Genomic DNA, 20,413 nt, shown 5'->3' with positions numbered 1-20,413 from the left:
TGACCACACCCGGTGTGGTCAGCCTCCCCAAGTTTTTGTTCAAAAATGAACAATTTCTTATGGGGAGAGGGGCTCAGTCACCGATGTCGGGGATGCTGGCGTCCACTTCGTCCACGCCCGGGATGTCCGTGGGAATCTTCTCCACGAATTCGTCGATGCCGGGCAGGTCCTCCAGGTCGTCGCCCTCCGTCTTGGCAAGCTTGACCTGTTCGCGCAGCCAGACGCGGGCCGCGGGGTTGATGTCCTGGGATTCCAGGTACTGCTGGTAGACGGGGAAGAGGGCATGCAGCCAGGGATACATCAAGTACAGGGTCCGTTCGGACTTGTGCTTGCGCCAATGCTCCGGATGTGCCTCGAAGGTGTTCTTGAAACGTTTCATGTACTTGCGGAAGGACTTGAAGGAGGTGTCCATGCGGCGTGCGGAGATGCCGCAGATCATGCGCTTCGAGTACACCGTCTTCATGCCGCGGCCCAGCAGGTGCAGGGAGACGTCGATGTCCTCGTGCATCACGTCCTCCTTGTCGAGGCACACCTCGTCGGCGATCTCATGCCAGGCGGAGGCGCGCAGGGCCATGTTCGAGCCGAAGAGCAGCACCAGACCGCCGTCCGCACGGTAGGTGTGGCGTCGCACGCGGTCGTCGCCGCGCAGCGCCATCTTGCGTGCGGGCATGTCATAGTAGGTCACGGGGCCGGTCGCGCCCATCGCCTCGGCATCCTCGGTGAAGATGCCGGCCACGACCTCCACCCAGTCGGGCTTGAGCATGCAATCGGCGTCCACGCGGCCGAGCACGTCGCCGGTGGCGGCGTTGAGGCCGAAGTTGCGCGTCGGGATGAGTCCCTGCTCCTTGTCCTGGTGGAACAGGCGGACCGGGGCGTCCGGATGGTCCTTCATGTACTGCTCGACGACGGCCACCGTGTTGTCCGTGGAGCGGTTGTCCACCACGATGACCTCGTACGGCATCACCGTCTGGCGCAGTGCGTTGTCCAGGCAGACGGCGATCCGTTCCTCTTCGTTCCATGCCGGGATGATGATCGAGACATTCAACATAGTTCACAAGGATATGGGCCCTCCCGTACAGTGTCCGTCCTGTTCGCAGGGCGGGAACCCGTGCCTGTTCGCTCAACGCGTGGCGTTTTCGGCGTGGTCGCAGCCAAGTCCGGTCCATGGGTAGGTAGAATGGGCCGCATGAGCAACCAAGCCAAGCAGAAACTCGACGTCTCGTCCCTCTTCCCGATGAAGGGCGACCCCCGCCGACCCCCCGAGTGGTACTCGCGTGCACTGTTCTACGCCGTCATCGCCGTGTTCCTTGGCTGGTTCTGCTTCAAGTCGTGGGGCAAGGTCAGCTTCATTGCGGTGGACATCATCATCGCGCTGTTCCTCGCGCTTGCCGTCGAACCGCTGGTCCTGCGCCTCATCCGCCACGGGTGGCGCCGCGGTGCCGCCTCCGTCACCTGCCTGGTGGGCCTGCTGGTCATCATCGTCGTGCTGCTGGCGCTGTTCGGCAACATGTTCGTACAGCAGATGATCTCGATGGTCAAGGGCCTGCCGGCCCTGTACGACCAGATCGCCACCGACATCGCCTCGCGCACCGATTTCAGGCTGCCCGAGATCAACAGCCTCGGCGGGGAGATCCTCAAGCACGTGCAGACCAGCTGGGTCAGCGACTTCGCCGGCCAGGCCCTGAGCACCACCTTCGGTGTGGTCGGCGGCCTGCTCAACGTCACCACCGCCATCATGGTGGCCTTCTACATCTCCATCGCCGGCCCGCGCCTGCGCCGCAGCCTGTGCCAGTGGGTGGCGCCCCAGTCGCAGCGCAAGTTCCTCATGGTGTGGACCGTCGTGCAGGGCCAGATCTCCAGCTTCCTGTTCTCCCGTTCCATCCTGGCCGCCATCAACGCGGCGTGCACGGGCATCTTCCTCATGTTCATCAAGGTGCCGTATTGGCTGCCGCTGGCCCTGTTCTGCGGCGTGGTCTCCCAGTTCGTGCCCACCATCGGCACCTATCTGGGCGGTGCGCTGCCCGTACTGTTCGCCTGGGGCGAGCGCGGCATCGGCTACGCGATCGGCGTGGTGGTGTTCATCACCGTCTACCAGCAGATCGAGAACCTGCTGCTGGCGCCGAAGATCTCCGAACGCACCATGGACATCAACCCGTGCATGGCCTTCCTGTCCGTGCTCTTCTTCGGTTCCATCTTCGGCGCGATCGGCGCCTTCCTGGCGCTGCCCATCGCCGCCAGCATCCAGGTGCTGCTCAAGGTGTCCATGAGGCAGTACCCGCTGGTGGATTCGCCGCTCATGAACGACCCGAAGGTCAAGAAGAAGTCGAAGATGGTCGAGGCGGCGGACGCCCTCAACGACCATGTGATCAAGCCGGTGAGCGACCACATGCCCATGCCGCGCCAGGCCAAGGGCTCCAGCGCCCATGTCTCCTTCGACGAGGAGATCCAGAAGCTGCAGCAGGCGACCTACGGCACCACGGACGAGGCCGCGTCCGACCCCGAGTCGCCGACCATGGCGATCCCCAAGCATGTGCTCGACGCGAACGTCTCGGGCCGCGGGCTCAACGCCTTGCGCAAGGGCGAGGACTTCGCCATGGAGGATCCCGGCCCCATGCCCGTGTCCCCGGACGGCGACGCCAAGTCGTCGGATGCGTCCGGCGACCCGTCGGCCGAGAACCCCAGGAGCCAGTGGCACTGATGGTCCTGCTCGACATCCTTGACATCCTGCTGACGGTCACCGGCGGGTTGAGCATCGGATACCAGGCGCTCTGCATCGTGGTATCGCTGTTCTCCAAGCCGGTCACCTTCCCCGCGGCGTCCATGGACCGGCGCTATGCCGTACTCATCTCCGCGCGCAACGAGGAGAACGTCATCGGCAACCTCATCCGGGACATCCAGACGCAGACGTACCCTGCGCGCCTCATCGACATCTGGATCGTGGCGGACAACTGCACCGACGACACCGCCGGCGTGGCCCGCGAACTGGGCTGCCACGTGGTCGAACGGCATGACTTGGAACGCATCGGCAAGGGCTACGCCCTGACCTACCTGCTCAACAGGATGCTCGACTCCCATGATGCCGACCGCTACGACGCCTTCTTCGTCTTCGACGCGGACAACCGCCTGGACCGGCATTACTTCGCCGAGATGAACAAGGGCTTCCAGGCGGGGTTCCACATCCTGACGAGCTACCGCAACGCCGTCAACCTCTCCGAGAACTGGGTGTCCTCCGGTGCGGCCCTGTGGTTCATCCGCGAGTCGCGCTTCCTGACCGCCTCCCGGATGGTGCTCGGCAACAGCTGCCACGTGGGAGGCACCGGTTTCATGTTCTCCCAGCAGGTGATGCGCCGCAACCGCGGCTGGAAATTCCACCTGCTCACCGAGGACCTCGAGTTCACCATGGACTCCGTGCTGCACGGCGACCGCATCGGCTACGTGGGCACGGCCATCCTCTACGACGAGCAGCCGGTGACCTTTGCGCAGAGTTGGCGCCAGCGGGTGCGCTGGAGCAAGGGCTATCTGCAGGTGTTCCGGTACTATGGGGCCGCCCTGCTGCGCCGCGGCATCAAGGAACGCGATTTCTCCACCATCGACTTCATGCTGTGGATCTGCCCCTTCATGGTCATCGCCGTGATCCGCATCGCCATGGGCATGCTGTTCGCCGCCTGCGGCTTCGTCAGCTGGGCCAGCCAGATGGCGTCGCTGCTCAACTGGACCACCGGCATCGTCAACTCCGTGATCGTCATGATGGCGCTGGCGGCACTCACCGCCGTCGTGGAACGCAAGAACATCGGCGCCACGAACAAGGAGCTCTTCGCCTACGTGCTGAGCTTCCCGATCTACATGCTCAGCTACGTGCCCATCTCCTTCATGGCCATCTTCGCCAAGGCCGAGTGGAAACCGATCGTGCACCGGGGCGCCCCAGCGGGGGACCCGGCCGCCCTGACAGTGTGATCAACGAGGAATTACGCGGCATCCGTGCATGATGTGTTGCATGGAATGACAACAGTTGCGAAGGATTGCGCGCTTTGTTATCGTTGGGAGGCATGAGCCAACAACCCATGCCGGCGCCGGTTGCGGTGCCATCGCCCGCACCGCCCGCATTGCCCGCACCCAATCCGTCGGCCGCCGTGTCCGTCCGCGGCCTGTTCAAGCGTTTCGGGGACAAGGTGGCCGTCAACGGCCTGTCCCTGGACATTCCCGTCGGTTCCTTCTACGGTCTGGTCGGCCCCAACGGCGCCGGCAAGACCACCACCCTCAACATGGTCACCGGCATGCTGGTGCCCGACGCGGGCATGGCCATGATCCTGGGCCATGACGTCTGGCAGGACGTGGACACGGCCAAGCGCCTCATCGGCCTCATGCCCCAGCCGGACCAGATCTTCCCGACCCTCACCGGCATGCAGATGCTCGTCTATTCGGGCATGCTGCGCGGCATGCCGCGCGCCGAGGCCTCCAAGCGCGCCATGGACCTCATGGGCGCCTTCGACCTGGCCGCCGCCGCGAACACCATGGTGCGCGAATACTCCGCCGGCATGACCAAGAAGGTGTGCCTGGCCTCCGCCATGATCGCCTCGCCACGCATCCTCGTGCTCGACGAACCCTTCGAAGCGGTCGATCCCGTCTCCAGCGCCAACATCAAGGACATCCTTGTCGAATACGTGCGTACCGGCGGCACCGTCATCATCTCCTCCCACGTCATGGCCTTGGTCGAGCGGATGTGCACGCACGTCGCCATCGTCAACCACGGCCAGGTGGCTGCCGCCGGCACGGTTGCCCAGGTCGCCGCCGGCGAGGACCTCGAGGAACGCTTCCTGCAGCTGGTCGGCGGCCGCCACGGCGCCGCCCACCTGGGCTGGCTCGACGGCGGCGCCGAGCCGGACACGGCAGGGGTGGCGCAATGACGGCCGCCGTGAAGCCACCGTCCGCCGTCGGCACGCTCGTACGCCTCAAGTGGGCGCTCACGCTCAGCGGCCTCAAGACCTCCGCCTGGCAGGTGGTCGCCATGGTGCTCGCCGCACTCATGGCGCTCGGCACCGTCGTCGGCACCGTCGTCGGCGCCTTCGCCGTCGGCACGGCCGGCCAAGAGTGGCGCCCCCTCCTGTGGGTCGCGATGGTCGTCGGCGGCACCGTCGCCATCCTCTTCGTCATGCTCATGCAGGCCATGGTCTTCGGCGAGGGATCCACCATGAGCATGGGCAAGTTCGCACCCTTCGGCATCCCCGACCGCAGCCTGCAGCTGGGCATCATCCTCTCCTCGCTGAGCGGCGTCGCCTCGCTGGCCGCCACCGCATGCCTCATGCTGTGGTCCATGGCCTACCGCGGTTACGGCGCCGGCGCAGTCCTCGCACAGATCATCATGGCCCCCTGCATCGTCATCCTCACCGTCTGCTTTTGCAAGGCGGCGCTCGCGCTCATGGACACGCTCATCGGCACCGCCGGCGGCAAGAGCGTGGTCTACGTGGTGGTCATGCTGCTGGTCGTTACCGTGTCCCAGCTGCCCAGCATGCTCATGAACGGCAGCGTCACCATCGGCATCGACGCCCTGCTCGGCCCCACCGAGGTCTTCTCGTGGCTGCCGCTCGGTTGCCTGTTCGCCGTGCCCTTCGACGTGGCCGCCGGCGCCTGGTGGGCGGCCCTGGCGCGCGTCGCCATCGCCGCATTCACCGTCGTCGCCTGCTTCCTGGTCTCCAGCTGGTGCCTGCACCGCCAGCGCCGCACCCTGGGGGAGCAGAACGGGGCGCGTTCCATCAAGGGCATCGGCGCCTTCGCGCGCACGGCCGACTCGCCGGCCGGCGCGATCTGCGCACGCGTGCTCAGCCTGCTGCGCCGTGACGTGCGCCAGACGATGTTCCTGCTGCTGCCCGTCCTGTTCGTTGCCCTGTTCTTCCTGCAGAGCGGGGACGTCGGCCCCTGGTTCCCCTTCCTGGGACTGCTGATCGCCGGCTGGATCATGCTGATGGGCGAGGCCAACGGACTGGCCTACGACGGCATGGGCTTCTCCATGGAAGTCATCGCCGGCGTCGACGGCCGCACCGACCGCCGCGGCCGCGTCATGGCCTACGTGACGCTGTTCGTCGTCTACTTCGTGGTGCTCGGCCTGGTCACCTATGCCGTCACCGGCGTCTGGCGCGATGCCCAGGACTCCCTCCTCGCGCTTGTGTTCACCGTCACCGGCTTCTCCTGGTCGCTGGCCAGCCTGGGTGCCGCCGAGGTGTTCAACTGTGCCATGATCTACCCCGTGCCCTCGATGGACAAGCCCTTCGCGAACCCGCAGGGACGCATGGTCGCCCAGGCCTTCATCCCCTTCCTGTTCATGGGTGCCTCCGCCCTGGTGATGGCCCCGACCATCGGCGGCACGCTCTGGCTGCTGTTCGGCGCGGGACTGGAATACTACCCGTGGATCATGGCGATCGCGCTCGCCAACGGCATCGCCATCTGTGCCCTTGGTGTATGGTTGGGCGCGAAGCTGCTGGACGTGCGCATGCTCAAGGTGCTGCGCACGTTGGAAAGGAATGCAGCCTTGCAGCAATGACGGGAAGGTACCGTGGAGGAACTGACGGACGAACAGCGCGGGCAATGCCGCAGGAGGCACGTGCGCCGCGTGGCGACGGTCATCGTGTCCATGCTCGCCAGCGTGGCCTTGGCGGCCGGCTACGTGGTCGCCGACGGCAACGACTGGGTGGACGGCGCGCTCACCTTCGCCGCCGTCGATGGCACCACCTTCGCGGATGCGCGCACCGTGCGCGCCGGCACGCCGCTGGTGGCGCCGGCGGACCGCGACAAGGCCATCGACGCCGCGGCGGCCGCAAAGCTCGTGGACCGGCTGTGCGCGGACAAGGCCGTCGGCAAGGACGTCTCCGTGGCCGTCATGCAAGCCGACGGCACCGTCGTGTCCTCCCACCAGCCGGACACGGCGCGCGAGCCTGCCTCCACCATGAAGACCCTCACCTCCCTGGCCGCCGCCTCCGTGCTCGACATGGGCTCGACCCTCGAGACGCGTACGCTGCTGGCCACCGGGTCCGACGGCTCCTCGACGGTAATCCTCAGCGGCGAAGGCGACATGCTCCTGGGCGCCGGCGCCAGCGACGCCGCACACGTCAACGGACGCGCCGGCCTGGCGACCCTGGCGCAGGACACCGCCCAGGCGCTGCGCAAGCAAGGCGTGACGAAGGTCACCGTCGACTACGACGACTCGCTTTTCGGCGATGAACGCTACCCGGCGCGCATCAGCGAGAACAACGGCGACCAGCTGTACTACACCGGCGTCTCCTCCATGGCCATCGACGGCGGCCGCCAGCGGGTGCGGCCGCTGGACGACCCCGACACCTTCGAGGACTACCCGCAGCTGTCGCAGACCACCGCGCAGGACACCGCCGCCACCTTCCGCACCCTGCTCGCGGCACAGGGCATCACCGTGCAGGCCGCCGCTCCCGAACAGGTCGCCGTGCCGGAACACCGCACGGCGCTCGCCTCCGTCAGCTCGGCGCCGCTGAGCGCCGTCATGGCCTTCATGCTGCAGCATTCCGACAACACGCTGGCCGAGCTCTTCGGCCGTCTGCTCGCCCTGCACGAAGGCGTCGCCAACTCCCCGCAGGGTGCGACCCAGGCGGTGCTCGCCCAGCTGGACAAGCTCGGCGTGGACACCGACGGCGTGACCATGGCCGACTGCTCCGGGCTCTCGCCGGGTTCGCGGCTGACCGTGTCCACGCTGGCGCAGGTGCAGCAACGCAACCTCGAGATCGGCATCGCGCCGGCCGCCGCCGAGGGGCTGTCGATGGCCGGTCTCGTCGGCACCGCCGCCACGCGGCTCGCCGACGCCGACGCCTCCGGGCTCCTGCGCGTCAAGACGGGCAGCCTGGGCACCGTCACCTCCATGGCCGGCAACGTCTCGCGCGAAGGCGGCGGCGTCGCCGCCTTCGCCGTCATCGTGAACAACCCGTCCGACATGGCGGGGGCTCGCACCGCCGTCAACCGCTTCGTCGCCGCCCTGGCCAGGCTGTGAGGGCGGCCATGGCATACTCCCCGCAGATGAGGCGCGCCGTCGGCGCCATGGGTGCCGCCCTCGATAAGGCGGGACTGGGGCGCCAGGACCGTCGTTTCGCCGCGCACGGCGAGCATGAGCCGATGCCCGGTGCGCCGCTGGTGCTCGTCGCCTGCTCCGGCGGCCGAGACTCCCTGGCCTGCGCCGCCGTCGCGCACATCGCCTGCGGCATGCGCGGCCTGCGCTGTGGCGCCGTCATCGTCGACCACCGTCTGCAGGAGGGCTCCGCGCGGGTCGCACGGCGTGCCGCCGACGATTGCGAGGCGCTGGGACTGGCTCCGGTGTCCGTGCGCGAGGTGGAAGTGGGGTCGGCGCCTGCGGGGCTCGAGGCAGCCGCCCGCACCGCCCGCTACGATGCGCTCGTCGACGCCGCCCGCGAACTGCAGGCCGCCGTGGTGCTGCTGGCACATACCCGCGACGACCAGGCGGAAGGCATCCTCATCGACCTCATGCGCGCGACGGGCACTGATGCCCTGGCCGGCATGCCCGCCATGCAGGTCGTGCACGGCGTGCGCTTCCTGCGGCCCTTCCTGGACCTGTCCCGCGCGGACACCACCGCCATCTGCGGACAGCTGGGCCTCGACTACTGGGACGACCCCACCAACGGTGAGGCATGGCCGGCCGACGAACCGCTGCCCGACGGCTATCCGCTGCGCTCGCGCGTGCGGCATACCCTGCTGCCGCAGTTCTCCCGCTTCGCCGGGACCGACATGGCGTGCCGCCTCGCCCAGGGCGCACGCATCGCCAGGCGCGACGTGGAGTTCCTCGACTCCCTGGCCGCGCAGGCCGAGGCGCGGGCCGTGCAATATGCGGGGGGACGGCGCGCGATTGGATGCGCGCCTGCTCGCCGGCGAACCCGAGGCGATCCGCTGGCGTGTCATCGCGCATGTCCTCGCCCGGTGCGCCCCCGGCAGCGGCGAGCGCCACGTGCGTGCCGTCGAAGCCCTGGTCTCCTCGTGGCGTGGACAGGGGGCCGTGGAACTTCCCAGAAAACATTCAGCGATTCGCAAGAAACACGTCATTGAGGTGTGCGAAGATGTAACGCATGCAAATCGTCGACGTGCAAGAAGAGATTGACCACGAACTCATCAGCCATGACCAGATCATGGCGAAGATCAAGGAAGTGGCGGCACAGGTCAGTGCCGACTATGCAGGCAAGGTCCCGCTGCTGGTCTGCGTGCTCAAGGGTGCGGTGAACACGCTCACCGCCTTCTCGCAGGCCATGTCCATCCACTTGGAGATGGACTTCATGAGCCTGTCGAGCTACGGCTCGGGCACGAGCACCAGCGGCCACGTCACGGTGCGCAGCGACCTGACCACGGACGTGCGCGGCAGGGACGTGCTCATCGTCGAGGACATCGTGGACTCCGGCGTCACCCTCTCCTGGCTGGTGGAGGAGCTCAAGCGCCGTGGGGCGGCCAGCGTCGAGATTTTCGCGCTGTTGGAGAAACCGGCACGCCACCAGGTGCAATTGGATGTGAAATACAAGGGATTCATCATCCCCGATGAGTTCGTCGTCGGTTTCGGACTCGACTTTGACGAGGAGTACCGCAATCTCGACTCGATTGCCGTGCTGAAGCCGGAAGTGTACGAAGGAGCAACAGCATGAGCGTGCCTCAGGGCCCACAACAACCCAAGGGCGGTCCGAACCGGCAGGACAACCCGTTCACGAACCCCTTCGGCGGTTCCGGCAGCCCCAACACTAACAACAACGGCGGCAAGCGCCCGGTCTGGAAGTCCCCATGGCTGTGGGTCGTCGTCATCATCGCCTTCGGCGTGCTGCTGTTCCAGATGTTCAACGCCGGCGGACCGCAGACGATCGACACGAAGGACGGCATGCAGATCCTCGAATCGCGCAGCCCGCAGATCGAGTACGCCACCATCGTCGACAACACGCAGCAGGTGCAGCTCAAGCTGAAGGACGACTACAAGGCCACCGACCCCACGTCGCAGCAGGAACGCAACTACGGCAAGGAAGTGCAGTTCTACTTCACCACCGCGCAGGAGGATGACGTGGTGAAGGCCGTGGAGGACGCGCAGGCCACGAACGGCTGGACCGTGGAGATGAAGCAGTCCAGCACCTTCATGTACCTGCTGAGCTCCTTCCTGCCGCTCGTCATCTTCTTCCTGTTCGCATGGTGGCTGCTCTCGCGCATGGGCAACGGCAGCAACATGCTGGGTATGGGCGGCAAGAAGAACAGCGGCAAGCTCTCCGACGGCCAGATCCCGAAGACGAAGTTCTCGGACGTGGCCGGCGAGGAGGCCGCGGTCCAGGAAGTCGAGGAGATCAAGGACTTTCTGCAGGATCCGTCCAAGTACAAGGCGCTCGGCGCGCGCATCCCGCGCGGCGTACTGCTCTACGGCCCTCCCGGCACCGGCAAGACGCTCCTGGCGCGCGCCATCGCCGGCGAGGCGGGCGTACCCTTCTATTCGATGGCGGGCTCCGACTTCGTGGAGATGTTCGTGGGCCTCGGTGCCTCCCGTGTGCGTGATCTGTTCGACGAGGCGAAGAAGAACGCACCGGCCATCATCTTCATCGACGAGATCGACGCCGTCGGCCGCAAGCGCGGCAACGGCATGGGCGGCGGACACGACGAGCGCGAGCAGACCCTCAACCAGCTGCTCGTGGAGATGGACGGCTTTGACAACGACACGAACCTGATCATCATCGCCGCCACGAACCGTCCCGACGTGCTCGACCCGGCACTGCTGCGCCCGGGCCGTTTCGACCGCCAGGTGGCGGTCGAGGCGCCGGACCTCGAAGGCCGCGAGGCCATCCTCAAGGTGCACGCCAAGGGCAAGCCTTTCGTGCCGGACATCGACCTGCACGCCATCGCCGTGCGCACCCCCGGCTTCACGGGCGCCGATCTGGCGAACGTGCTCAACGAGGCGGCCCTGCTGTGTGCCCGCGTGGGCGCCCAGCTCATCGACAACCGCGCTATCGACGAGGCTATCGACCGTGTGATGTCCGGTCCGCGCCGCCGTTCGAAGGGCATGGCCCTCGACGAACTGCGCAACACCGCCTACCACGAGGGTGGCCACGCCCTGGTGGCCGCGGCCCTCAACAACACCGACCCGGTGACCAAGGTGACGATCCTGCCGCGTGGCCGCGCCCTCGGCTACACGGCCGTCATGCCCACCGAGGACCGCTACTCGCAGACCCGCAACGAGCTGCTCGACCAGATGGCCTACGCCATGGGCGGCCGCACCGCCGAGGAGATCGTCTTCCACGACCCGTCCACCGGCGCATCCAACGACATCGAGAAGGCCACGAAGATCGCGCGCCACATGGTTGGCGAATACGGCTTCACCGACCAGCTCGGCGCCATCAAGTGGCTCGACTCCGACGACGACCAGGGACTCGACGGCCTGCGTCCGCGCGCCTACTCCGACGCGACCGCGCAGATGATGGACGAGCAGGTCATGAACTTCGTGGAGACCGCGCACACCGAGGCCTGGCAGATCATCATGGACAACCGTGAGATCCTCGACGAGCTGGTGCGTCAGCTGCTGGTCAAGCAGACGCTCAACGAGAAGGAACTCAAGGAGATCTTCGCCAACATCAAGAAGGCGCCGCAGCGCGAGGTATGGCTGAGCAACCCGCACCGTCCGGATTCGCAGCTGCCGCCGGTACCGATCCCGGAGTCGCTCAAGAAGTCGGCAGGCATGGACCAGCAGTAAGGCCGGTCGAATATGCAGGGGCCCGTCGCGCGGCATCGCCACGCGGCCGGGCCCCTGTCGTCAAAGGAGGCATCGTGACCAGTCATACCCTGAGCTTCACCGGGGTCGACATCCCCAACACCACCTGGCACGTCGAGGTGACGTGCACCGGGGAGGATCCCATCGACAGCGCACTGGCGGCACAGGTGGTCCGCCAGGTGCTCGCCACCATGCGCGACGCCACGGCCGAACGCATCGCCGCCGACCTCGCCGAGGAAGTCGCGCTGAGGGTTCCCTGCGGACACGTCGAAGTCGTCGTGGACTTCGCGGTGGACGACATGCCCGGACGGTACGCCGTCGCCACGGATCGCGACACCGTCGGCGAGGCGCTGCCGGTGGAACACGTCAGCCGCGGCGCCGTCATCGCCATGGAAAGCGCGGTCCCCAACGCCGAGGACGTCATGCGGGCCGCCATCGTCGCCATCGACGGCATCCCCGGCACGCAGGTCGAAGGCATCTCGCCGCTCTACCATGTGACGGCACCGGACGGCCGTGCATCCCACAGCGCCGTCATCGCCCTGCACACCACCATGAGCCTGCGTCAGCTGAACAACATGCTGCAGGCCCTGCACGGAACCCATGAAGGGGCAGTGGGCCTCGGCGTGGTGGCCATGGACGGCCTGCAGTCGCGCGAACGCGCCGGCCTGGACCTCCAGGGCGCCAAGCGGGCGGCGTTCCTGGCACCTTGGATGGACATGGATCCCGATGCCACCGTGGACGGCGACCCCGTGGCCTTCGCCCTGGCCAATGCGCCCGACGCGCCCTTCGTGGGACTCGCGTCCGACCATTGGATCATCGGGGGAGGGCACTGATGGCACATCGCACCAGGCCATGGGTCTACGTCGTCACCTGCGTGGTGGGCGCCGTCCTCGGCGGCCTGCTCGGCTACGTGGCGCAACGGCGCAACATCGGTTTCCTCGGCACCTCGTGGCTGGTGTCGGCACTCATGGTGGCCGTCGGCGTCGTCGTCACGGTGCTGGCCTGGCAGGTGCACCGCTGGGCGACCGCGGATGCCCGCAAGAAGCTCGAGCTCAGGACCGTCACGCCCGAGCGCGCCCTGCAGACGCTGGTCTACGCCAAGGCGCTCGCCGTGGCGGGCGCCTTCCTCCTGGGCTGGTACGGCGGCCAGATCGTCACGCTCATGCCCAGGTTCGAGGCTTCCTACTATCGCGGCGTCATCGTCGAATGCGCCATCGCCGCCGTGGCCAGCCTCATCGACCTCGTGCTCGGCATCGTCAGCGAGGGACTGTGCAAGCTGCCGCCCACGGACGGCCCCGAGCATCCGACCGCCACGCAACGCAAGCAGCAGGGTCTGGCATAGCTCAGTCGGCCTGCGGGACGCGCACCATCGCCTCCTGCGTCATGGCCGCAGCCAGGACGCCGTCGCGCGTATACACCTTCGCGGTGCTCAGACCGCGGCCATGGCCGGCGGTGGGGGTGTCCTGCACGTAGAGGTGCCACTGGGTGACGTCGATGTCCCGGTACCACCACATGGAGTGGTCGATGGAGGCGAAGGAGATGCCCGGCGTCATGACGGTCAGGCCGGCACGGCGCAGGATCGGTTCGAGCATGATCTGGTCGCATCCCAGCGCCAGCAACGCACGGTGGAGCGTCTGCGGGACGTCCAGTTCGCCGTCGGCGCGCATCCACACCAGCTGCCTGCCGCTGTCGGCGGTGTGGCTCTCCTCGTCGGGGCCCATGAGGATCGGCTTGGAGACGTACCGGATGTCGAAGGGGGACTTCTGCGCATAGAACTCGGCGAAGGCAGACTTGTCGGCGAAGGGGGCCATGAGGTCCTTCGAACTGGGCAGGTCCTCCGGGGCGGGCAGGTCGCCGGGCATCGCATCGGAGTATTCCACGCCATCCTGGCCATGGCTCTGGAAACTGGCGATTGCCGTAAGGATCGGGCCCTGGGACTGCGTGACGTTGACGCGTCGGGCGGAGAAGGAATGGCCGTCGCGCAGGGTCTCCACATCGAAGAGGAGGTCTTGGTGGATGTCGCCCGGGGCGATGAAGTAGCCATGGATCGAATGGGGCAGGCGTCCCTCGGGCACCGTTTTGGAGGCGGCCACCAGCGACTGGGCGATCACCTGTCCTCCGTAGACCCGTCCGGTGGGGAAGTACATGCTTTCCCCGCTGATGTAGGTATGGTCGCGGTAGGAGGAGGGGGTGCCCAGCTGGAGCACCTTCACCAACCGCTGCAGTGGCGTCTCGCTGTCGCTCATGTCTTCGATCCTTTCACCAGGGGGGCAAGCTACCGTGCAGTGTAACCAAGCCGTGTTACGTGCAGCCGACTATGCTGCCGGCGTGGGGTGGAAGGGGATTCGGGTGTGGTTGCATTCACATGCATGGAAATCTTTCGTTTTTTCGTGATATTTCCAGGACGCGGGCTGCACGTGCAGCCCGCGTCCTGGAAATATCACGAAAAAACGAAAGATTTCTCAGGAGCATATGCCCTAGCGCGTCAGCTTGCGGTGCAGGCGGTGCGGACGGGGAGGCCTCCTCGCCCAGGCGGGCGATCTTGTTCTCCTGGTAGGCCTGGAAGTTGCCCTCGAACCAGTACCAGTTCGCGGGGTTCTCGTCCGTGCCCTCCCACGCGAGGATGTGCGTGGCGATGCGGTCGAGGAACCAACGGTCGTGGGAGATCACTACAGCGCAGCCGGGGAACTCGATGAGTGCGTTCTCCAGGGACTCCAGGGTCTCCACGTCCAGGTCGTTCGTCGGTTCGTCGAGCAGCAGCAGGTTGCCGCCCTGCTTGAGCGTCAACGCCAGGTTGAGGCGGTTGCGCTCGCCGCCGGACAGCACGCCGGTGAGCTTCTGCTGGTCGGAACCCTTGAAGCCGAAGCTGGCCACGTAGGCGCGGGTCGGTACCTCGATGCCGCCGACCTCGATGAAGTCGTTGCCGTCCGAGACCGCCTCCCACAGGTTCTTGTTCGGGTCCAGGCCGGCACGGTTCTGGTCGACGTAGCTGATCTTCACCGTCTCGCCGATCTTCAGGTCGCCGCCGGACAGCGGTTCCAAGCCCACGATCGTCTTGAACAGCGTCGACTTGCCCACGCCGTTGGGGCCGATCACGCCCACGATGCCGTTGCGCGGCAACGTGAAGCTCAGGTCGTCGATGAGCACGCGGTCGCCGAAGGCCTTGTGGATGTGCTCGGCCTCGAGCACCGTCGAGCCCAGACGCGGTCCCGGCGGGATCTGGATCTCGGAGAAGTCGAGCTTCTTGGAGTTGCGTGCCTCCTGCTCCATCTGGTCGTAACGCTCCAGACGGGCCTTGTTCTTCGCCTGGCGGGCCTTCGGCGAGGAACGCACCCAGTCCAGCTCGCTCTTGAGGCGCTTGGCCAGTTTGGCGTCCTTCGCGCCCTGGATTTCCATGCGCTTCGCCTTGGTCTCCAGGTACGTGGTGTAGTTGCCCTTGTACGGGTAAAGCTGTCCGCGGTCGACCTCGCAGATCCACTCCGCCACGTTGTCCATGAAGTAACGGTCGTGGGTGACGGCGATCACGGCGCCCGGGTACTGGTGCAGGAACTTCTCCAGCCACAGGATCGACTCGGCGTCCAAATGGTTGGTCGGCTCGTCCAGCAGCAGCAGGTCGGGAGCCTCGAGCAGCAGCTTGCACAGCGCCACGCGGCGGCGCTCGCCACCGGAGCACACGGATACCGGGGTGTCCGGATCGGGGCACTGCAGCGCGTCCATCGCCTGCTCGAGCTGCGAGTCGAGGTCCCAGCCGTTCGCGGCGTCGATCTCGGTCTGCAGCGTGCCCATCTCCTCCATGAGCGCGTCGAAGTCGGCATCCGGGTCGGCCATCTCCTCGCCGATCCGGTTGAAACGCTCCACCTTCGCTGCGATGTCGCCGAAGGCCATCTTGATGTTCTCGCCGACGGTCTTGTCCTCGTCCAGCGGCGGCTCCTGCTGCAGGATACCCACGGTGAAGCCGGGGGTCAGCTGCGCCTCGCCGTTGCTCACGGTGTCCAGGCCGGCCATGATCTTCAGGAGCGTCGACTTGCCCATGCCGTTGGGGCCCACGACGCCGATCTTTGCGCCGGGCAGGAAGCTCAAGGTGACGTTGTCAAGGATGACGCGGTCGCCGTATGCCTTACGGGCGTTGATCATCTGGTAAATAAACTCTGCCAACGATGTTCCATTCTGTCGGAAGGTTGAAAAGTGGTCGAAGTGCGCTGACCATTATTCCAGTCTCAAATGACAATGCCGTCGCAATGGTCGATCTCGTGCTGGATGACCTGCGCGGCATACCCCGTGAAGGTGGCGTGGCGTGCGCGGCCGGTACGGGTCAGGTAGTCAACCTCGATGCGGTCGTGGCGGATCGTGCGGCGCTCGCCGTGCAGGCTCAGGCAGCCCTCGGCAGTGTCGTAGGCGCCGTCGGCGGCCGTGATGCGCGGGTTGAACATCACGCTCACCGCGCCGCCCATCGCCTCGTCCACGAAGACGATGATGCGCCGGTCCTCGCCGATCATGTTCGCCGCCATGCCCACGCAGCGGTCGCGGTTGGCCTTGAGCGTGTCCGCCAGGTCGTGGGCGATGGCGCTGTCGAGCGGGTCGGTCGGATCGGCCGGTTGCGACGGCTTGGACAGGAAGTCGACGGATGTGGTGATGTCGCGGATCATGGTGGTCTTTCTGCTCTTCTCGGTATCGGGACCATCCAGTCTATCCACATTTCCACATTTTCAGAATCCCGATTTGTCATTCGCGCCGGTCCATGGCAGTCTCATGCGCATGGGATCGATGCAATTGCAGGAACTGATGGAAGCCAAGCGCTCCATGGAGGCACGGTGTCTTGCCGCGGCCGGAGAGCTGAAAGGGCCGGTGGCGTTCAGCGGCAGGACTGCAGTGGTGCTGCTGGGAGCCGAGCTGCCCCGGGAGTTGCGGCTGGTACCTGACAGGCTGGAGCGCGTGGTGAACGATGTGCGTAAAAGGAACGACACGGACGCCATTGCGTGCCGCATGTGGAACGGCCTGATAGAGATGAACCGCGTGAAGGCGAACGTATGGCGGGTGACGGCCGAATGTGCCTGGACGATGATGGGGGCCGAAGCCTCCTTGGAGGAATTGGTGGTGCTGGGCGAGTGCCTGATGCGGCGTGACCGGCGTCTCAAGAGGATGACCTTGGAATCCCTGCAGGAGTATCTGCACCGTCTGGAGGAGTGGGGCAGCGAGCATCGCCGTCGGCAGGTCCGCGGCTGGGAAAAATGCCACAAGGCCCTGCGAATCATGCGTGAGGATACGGATTCCTCGCAGGAGAGCCGCATGAGGCTGCTGTTGCTGCGCCGTGGCTTCGGCAACGCTGAGGTGAACGTGAGGGTGGAGAACTCCCTGCGCGGCGGCCACTTTTACTTGGATGCGGCATTCAAGGAGCTGGGGATCGCCCTGGAATATGACGGCAGGCACCATGCCGCACAATGGGCGGCGGATGTGAACCGACGCAAGGACCTCGAGGACATGGGATGGATCGTCATCCAAGTGACGCAAGAAGACCTGGAAAACCCCGAGATGATTGAACGCCTGGTCGATCGCGTGGCGAATGCGGTGCGGGAACGCAGTGGCTGTGATTTTCACCCCGTGCCGCCGCTCACGGATGCCCAGCTGTTCGATGGCCGTCGCTGGCGCCGGCAGCGCGCTTGGTGGTCCTGCTGAGTGAGGTTGGGCATTCGGGGTCGTTGTTCTTGTCGTGGCCTATCTGCCTTAAGTGCGTGTTTCGGGCCCCGCTCGGGACTCTATCTGCCTTAAGTGCGGTTGCGCCTGCGACACCTTACTTACAAAACCAATTATCCTTGCCTATCTGCCATTGTTTTAATTGAAGAAGTGTTTATTTTGCTTATAGATGGCATTTCGTCGTTCATGTGCTCTTCTAGGCAACCGCACTTAAGGCAGATAGAGTCCCGAGCGGGGCCCGAAACACGCACTTAAGGCAGATAGGTCCACCGGGAAGAGGTGGCGCCATCGAGGCAATGGACCGATACAGGGTGCCGCAGCGGCCAACGTCGTCACTCGCAGCACGCGTCAGGGGGTCGCGAGGCCATCCGGCATCGCAACCCCCCTGACGCAGGAAAACACCTACGCCTTCACCGGGCCGAACACGGCGTCCAGTGCCTGCTTGAGGTCGGCGATGATGTCGTCCTGGTTCTCGATGCCGCAGCTCAGCCGCACCAGGTCGATGCCGACGCCGGCCTCCTCGAGCTGCTGCTCGGTCAGCTGGCGGTGGGTGGTGCCGGCAGGGTAGAGCACGCAGCTGCGTGCGTCGGCCACGTGTGTGGCGATGGAGATCATCTTCAGGTGGTCGAGGAAGGCGGAGACCTTCTCGCGGCCGCCGGGCACGCCGAAGGAGATGACGCCGCAGGTGCCGTTCGGCATGTACTTCTCGGCGAGCGCATGGTATTTGTCGCCGGGCAGGCCGGGGAAGTTCACCCAGGAGATGCGCGGGTCCGCCTGGAGCGTCTCGGCCACGGCGAGCGCGTTGGCGCAGTGGCGTTCGATGCGCACGCCGAGCGACTCGAGGTGCATGCCCATGATCCAGGAGTTGACGGGGGAGGGGGTGGAACCGAAGTCGCGCATGAGCTGCGCGGTGGCCTTGGTGATGAAGGCGGCCTTGCCGAAGTCCTTCGCGTAGACGACGCCGTGGTAGGAGTCGTCGGGGGTGGTCATGCCGGGGTACTTCTCGGCATGCGCCATCCAGTCGAAGTTGCCGGAGTCCACGATGGCGCCGCCGACGCAGGAGCCGTGGCCGTCCATGTACTTGGTGGTGGCGTGGGTGACGATGTCGACGCCGAACTCGATGGGTCGGCAGTTGACGGGGGTGGGGAAGGTGTTGTCGACGATGAGCGGCACGCCGTGGCGGTGGGCGGCGTCGGCGAACTTGGCGAAGTCGAGCACGATGAGCGCGGGGTTGGCGATGGATTCGCCGAAGACGGCCTTGGTGTTCGGCTGGAAGGCGGCCTCGAGCTCTGCGTCCGTGCAGTCGGGGCTCACGAAGGTGCAGGCGACACCCATCTTGCGCATGGTGACGTTGATGAGGTTGAAGGTGCCACCGTAGATGGCGGAGGAGGCGACAATGTGGTCGCCCTCGTTGCAGATGTTGAACAGGGCGAAGAAGTTGGCGGCCTGGCCCGAGGAGGTGAGCATGGCCGCGGCGCCGCCCTCCATCTCGCAGATCTTCGCGGCGACGGTGTCGTTGGTGGGGTTCTGCAGGCGCGTGTAGAAGTAGCCGGATTCGGACAGGTCGAACAGGCGGCTCATCTGCTCGCTGGACGTGTACTTGAAGGTGGTCGCCTGGATGATCGGCGGGGTGCGGGATTCGCCGTTGCCCGGCTGGTAGCCGCCCTGTACACAGATGGTGTCCACGTGTTCGCTCATGCGTTGCGCTCCTTGAGATGGCATGCGTTGGTCTGACAGACAGCATTTAAGCATGGCGGCGCCGTGGCAGGGAGGGATGTCCACCTATGTGGACGGGCGGCGTTCAGGAGACCTTGTACTGGCCGGCGTGCACCTGGCGTGCGCCGGTTCGTGGCGGATGTCGGCGGCGTAGTAGGGCGAACGCACGTCGTTGGCGTCCTGGTTGCTGTCGGTGTTCAGGTAGATGACCTGCGGGGTGAGCGGGCAGTAGGCGCCGAAGGTGTTCGGGTCACCCAGCCTGCCGTCCATGGTGCAGTGGCCGTAGATCGACTGGAAGTCGTAGTTCATGGTCGGTCCCACGGATGCCGCCAGCTGTTCGCCGACCTGCGTGTAGGTGCCGTCGGCACTAGGCGTGTCGGGCACGGACGTGATGGCCTGTTCCCATTTCGCGGTCAGTGTGGCGACCGTATCCTGCGTGGCCGGCCGGTCGGGCTGCTGTTCCTGCTGGCTGACTGCGTCCTGGTCATCGGTCTGCAGGATGTTCCAGGTGCCGTCCTCCTGCTTGGCGCGCACGGTGAACCCGAGGTCCTCGCCCTTGAGGAACTGCTGCTCCATGTCATCGAGTGCGGCGATCTGCGCGTCGTAGTATTTCTCGATCTCGTTGGGGTCGCTGGTCACGCGGTCGTCGCCGAAGTACTGGGCGGCGTGCTGGTCGGTCAGCCAGGTGATCCAGACGTGGTAGTAGTCGGCGCCACGTCTGCTTTTCTCGGGCGGGATCTCCAGGATCCGGTCGACGTCCATGTGCAGGTGTTTGTCCCGCATGGCGACCAGCGCGTCGGCGTACCGGCTGAATCCCTCGGACTGGGCGTAGTAGTAGACCTGTTCGTCCTTGACGCGGCCGTCATCGTCGACGTAGTCGTCCGGTTCGTACCCGCGGGCGCGCAGGGAGTCGATGGCGCCTTGGCTGGCGGAGGCCGTACGGGCATGCGACTGCCTGGCCATCACGATGGCGTAGGTGCCCCCGAAGACGAACGCGAACGCGAAGATGCCGATGATGAGCGCCGCGAGTGTGCGGCTGCTCATGGTGCGCGCGGGACGCCGGCGGGTGTACGTGGCCTGTGGCTGCGGCATGGGGGCGACGTACTGCGGATGGCGCGGGGCCTGGTAGGGCGACTGTTGCGTCTGCTGCTGCGGCGCGCCTGCCGCCGGTGCATACGGTTGCTGCCGATATGGCTGCTGGCGGTAGGGCTGCGGGTTGCCGTAAGGATTCGTCACGGTGTTCCCCCGTCGGAAACGATGATG

At 66.0% G+C, this 20,413-nt stretch carries 15 protein-coding genes and 2 pseudogenes; 11 read left to right on the top strand and 6 right to left on the bottom strand.

Annotation, left to right across the window (positions count from 1 at the left end; genetic code table 11):
- Window positions 1–73: 73 nt before the first annotated feature.
- Window positions 74–1,048: a glycosyltransferase family 2 protein gene (locus BCUN_RS10005; protein ID WP_051921031.1), complete on the bottom strand. Its 975-nt coding sequence runs from the start codon at window positions 1,046–1,048 to the stop codon at window positions 74–76.
- Between the two features lie 138 nt (window positions 1,049–1,186).
- On the opposite strand from BCUN_RS10005, the gene BCUN_RS10000 reads away from it, so the two are divergent.
- From BCUN_RS10000 to BCUN_RS09955, 10 genes and pseudogenes are all read left to right on the top strand, one after another.
- Complete coding sequence (locus BCUN_RS10000; protein ID WP_033516130.1) at window positions 1,187–2,698, top strand: AI-2E family transporter; 1,512 nt, start codon at window positions 1,187–1,189, stop codon at window positions 2,696–2,698.
- A complete protein-coding gene (locus tag BCUN_RS09995; protein ID WP_033516103.1) occupies window positions 2,698–3,954 on the top strand; it encodes a glycosyltransferase family 2 protein in 1,257 nt (418 codons plus the stop codon). Before BCUN_RS10000 ends, BCUN_RS09995 begins: the two co-directional genes overlap by 1 nt.
- 92 nt (window positions 3,955–4,046) lie before the next feature.
- Window positions 4,047–4,904, top strand: a complete 858-nt coding sequence (locus tag BCUN_RS09990) for an ABC transporter ATP-binding protein (protein ID WP_051921030.1) — start codon at window positions 4,047–4,049, stop codon at window positions 4,902–4,904.
- A gap of 8 nt (window positions 4,905–4,912) precedes the next feature.
- Window positions 4,913–6,535, top strand: a complete 1,623-nt coding sequence (locus BCUN_RS09985; RefSeq protein ID WP_152598090.1) for an ABC transporter permease — start codon at window positions 4,913–4,915, stop codon at window positions 6,533–6,535.
- Window positions 6,536–6,625: 90 nt separating this feature from the next.
- The gene (gene dacB / locus BCUN_RS09980; RefSeq protein ID WP_152598091.1) at window positions 6,626–8,005 is read left to right on the top strand and encodes a D-alanyl-D-alanine carboxypeptidase/D-alanyl-D-alanine endopeptidase; all 1,380 of its coding nucleotides are present in this window, start codon (window positions 6,626–6,628) and stop codon (window positions 8,003–8,005) included.
- Between the two features lie 8 nt (window positions 8,006–8,013).
- Window positions 8,014–9,121, top strand: a pseudogene (gene tilS / locus BCUN_RS09975) (tRNA lysidine(34) synthetase TilS).
- Entirely contained in the window at window positions 9,090–9,653 is a 564-nt protein-coding gene (gene hpt / locus BCUN_RS09970) for a hypoxanthine phosphoribosyltransferase (protein ID WP_033516097.1), read from the top strand. The pseudogene tilS and the gene hpt overlap by 32 nt, the downstream one beginning before the upstream one ends.
- Window positions 9,650–11,725, top strand: coding sequence for an ATP-dependent zinc metalloprotease FtsH (ftsH, locus tag BCUN_RS09965; protein WP_033516095.1), 2,076 nt, complete (start codon window positions 9,650–9,652; stop codon window positions 11,723–11,725). Before hpt ends, ftsH begins: the two co-directional genes overlap by 4 nt.
- 74 nt (window positions 11,726–11,799) lie before the next feature.
- The gene (locus tag BCUN_RS09960; RefSeq protein ID WP_051921028.1) at window positions 11,800–12,576 is read left to right on the top strand and encodes a hypothetical protein; all 777 of its coding nucleotides are present in this window, start codon (window positions 11,800–11,802) and stop codon (window positions 12,574–12,576) included.
- Window positions 12,576–13,085: a DUF3180 domain-containing protein gene (locus BCUN_RS09955; RefSeq protein ID WP_051921027.1), complete on the top strand. Its 510-nt coding sequence runs from the start codon at window positions 12,576–12,578 to the stop codon at window positions 13,083–13,085. Before BCUN_RS09960 ends, BCUN_RS09955 begins: the two co-directional genes overlap by 1 nt.
- 1 nt (window position 13,086) lies before the next feature.
- Here BCUN_RS09955 and BCUN_RS09950 read toward each other — a convergent pair whose 3' ends face one another.
- The 3 genes and pseudogenes from BCUN_RS09950 to BCUN_RS09940 form a co-directional block, all read right to left on the bottom strand.
- Window positions 13,087–13,989, bottom strand: a complete 903-nt coding sequence (locus tag BCUN_RS09950; protein ID WP_033516093.1) for an acyl-CoA thioesterase — start codon at window positions 13,987–13,989, stop codon at window positions 13,087–13,089.
- A 231-nt stretch (window positions 13,990–14,220) separates the two neighbouring features.
- Window positions 14,221–15,898 (bottom strand): annotated as a pseudogene (ettA, locus tag BCUN_RS09945) (energy-dependent translational throttle protein EttA).
- 62 nt (window positions 15,899–15,960) lie between these two features.
- Complete coding sequence (locus BCUN_RS09940; RefSeq protein ID WP_033516089.1) at window positions 15,961–16,389, bottom strand: peptide deformylase; 429 nt, start codon at window positions 16,387–16,389, stop codon at window positions 15,961–15,963.
- On the opposite strand from BCUN_RS09940, the gene BCUN_RS09935 reads away from it, so the two are divergent.
- Window positions 16,376–17,416 carry a DUF559 domain-containing protein gene (locus tag BCUN_RS09935; protein ID WP_160257634.1) on the top strand — a complete coding sequence of 347 codons (1,041 nt, stop codon included), beginning with the start codon at window positions 16,376–16,378 and terminating at the stop codon, window positions 17,414–17,416. The two genes, BCUN_RS09940 and BCUN_RS09935, sit on opposite strands and share 14 nt — an antisense overlap.
- 420 nt (window positions 17,417–17,836) lie before the next feature.
- Here the strand turns inward: BCUN_RS09935 and BCUN_RS09930 are convergent, their stop codons facing one another.
- Both BCUN_RS09930 and BCUN_RS09925 read right to left on the bottom strand, forming a co-directional pair.
- Window positions 17,837–19,132 (bottom strand): O-acetylhomoserine aminocarboxypropyltransferase/cysteine synthase family protein, encoded by a 1,296-nt coding sequence (locus BCUN_RS09930; RefSeq protein ID WP_033516087.1) that lies wholly within the window; start codon window positions 19,130–19,132, stop codon window positions 17,837–17,839.
- 84 nt (window positions 19,133–19,216) lie between these two features.
- The gene (locus tag BCUN_RS09925; RefSeq protein WP_033516085.1) at window positions 19,217–20,386 is read right to left on the bottom strand and encodes a hypothetical protein; all 1,170 of its coding nucleotides are present in this window, start codon (window positions 20,384–20,386) and stop codon (window positions 19,217–19,219) included.
- Window positions 20,387–20,413: the final 27 nt, after the last annotated feature.

Source organism: Bifidobacterium cuniculi (assembly GCF_000741575.1).
Lineage (GTDB): Bacteria > Actinomycetota > Actinomycetes > Actinomycetales > Bifidobacteriaceae > Bifidobacterium > Bifidobacterium cuniculi.
This window is presented reverse-complemented; position numbering and strand designations above follow the sequence as displayed.

Bases quoted from the DNA above. Each gene is read 5' to 3' on its own strand.
- BCUN_RS09935 (WP_160257634.1), top strand. From the start codon at position 16,376: ATGTCGCGGATCATGGTGGTCTTTCTGCTCTTCTCGGTATCGGGACCA.
- BCUN_RS10000 (WP_033516130.1), top strand. From the start codon at position 1,187: ATGAGCAACCAAGCCAAGCAGAAACTCGACGTCTCGTCCCTCTTCCCG.
- BCUN_RS09995 (WP_033516103.1), top strand. From the start codon at position 2,698: ATGGTCCTGCTCGACATCCTTGACATCCTGCTGACGGTCACCGGCGGG.
- BCUN_RS09940 (WP_033516089.1), bottom strand. From the start codon at position 16,389: ATGATCCGCGACATCACCACATCCGTCGACTTCCTGTCCAAGCCGTCG.
- BCUN_RS09930 (WP_033516087.1), bottom strand. From the start codon at position 19,132: ATGAGCGAACACGTGGACACCATCTGTGTACAGGGCGGCTACCAGCCG.
- BCUN_RS09990 (WP_051921030.1), top strand. From the start codon at position 4,047: ATGAGCCAACAACCCATGCCGGCGCCGGTTGCGGTGCCATCGCCCGCA.
- BCUN_RS09950 (WP_033516093.1), bottom strand. From the start codon at position 13,989: ATGAGCGACAGCGAGACGCCACTGCAGCGGTTGGTGAAGGTGCTCCAG.
- hpt (WP_033516097.1), top strand. From the start codon at position 9,090: ATGCAAATCGTCGACGTGCAAGAAGAGATTGACCACGAACTCATCAGC.
- dacB (WP_152598091.1), top strand. From the start codon at position 6,626: ATGCTCGCCAGCGTGGCCTTGGCGGCCGGCTACGTGGTCGCCGACGGC.
- BCUN_RS09955 (WP_051921027.1), top strand. From the start codon at position 12,576: ATGGCACATCGCACCAGGCCATGGGTCTACGTCGTCACCTGCGTGGTG.
- BCUN_RS10005 (WP_051921031.1), bottom strand. From the start codon at position 1,048: ATGTTGAATGTCTCGATCATCATCCCGGCATGGAACGAAGAGGAACGG.
- ftsH (WP_033516095.1), top strand. From the start codon at position 9,650: ATGAGCGTGCCTCAGGGCCCACAACAACCCAAGGGCGGTCCGAACCGG.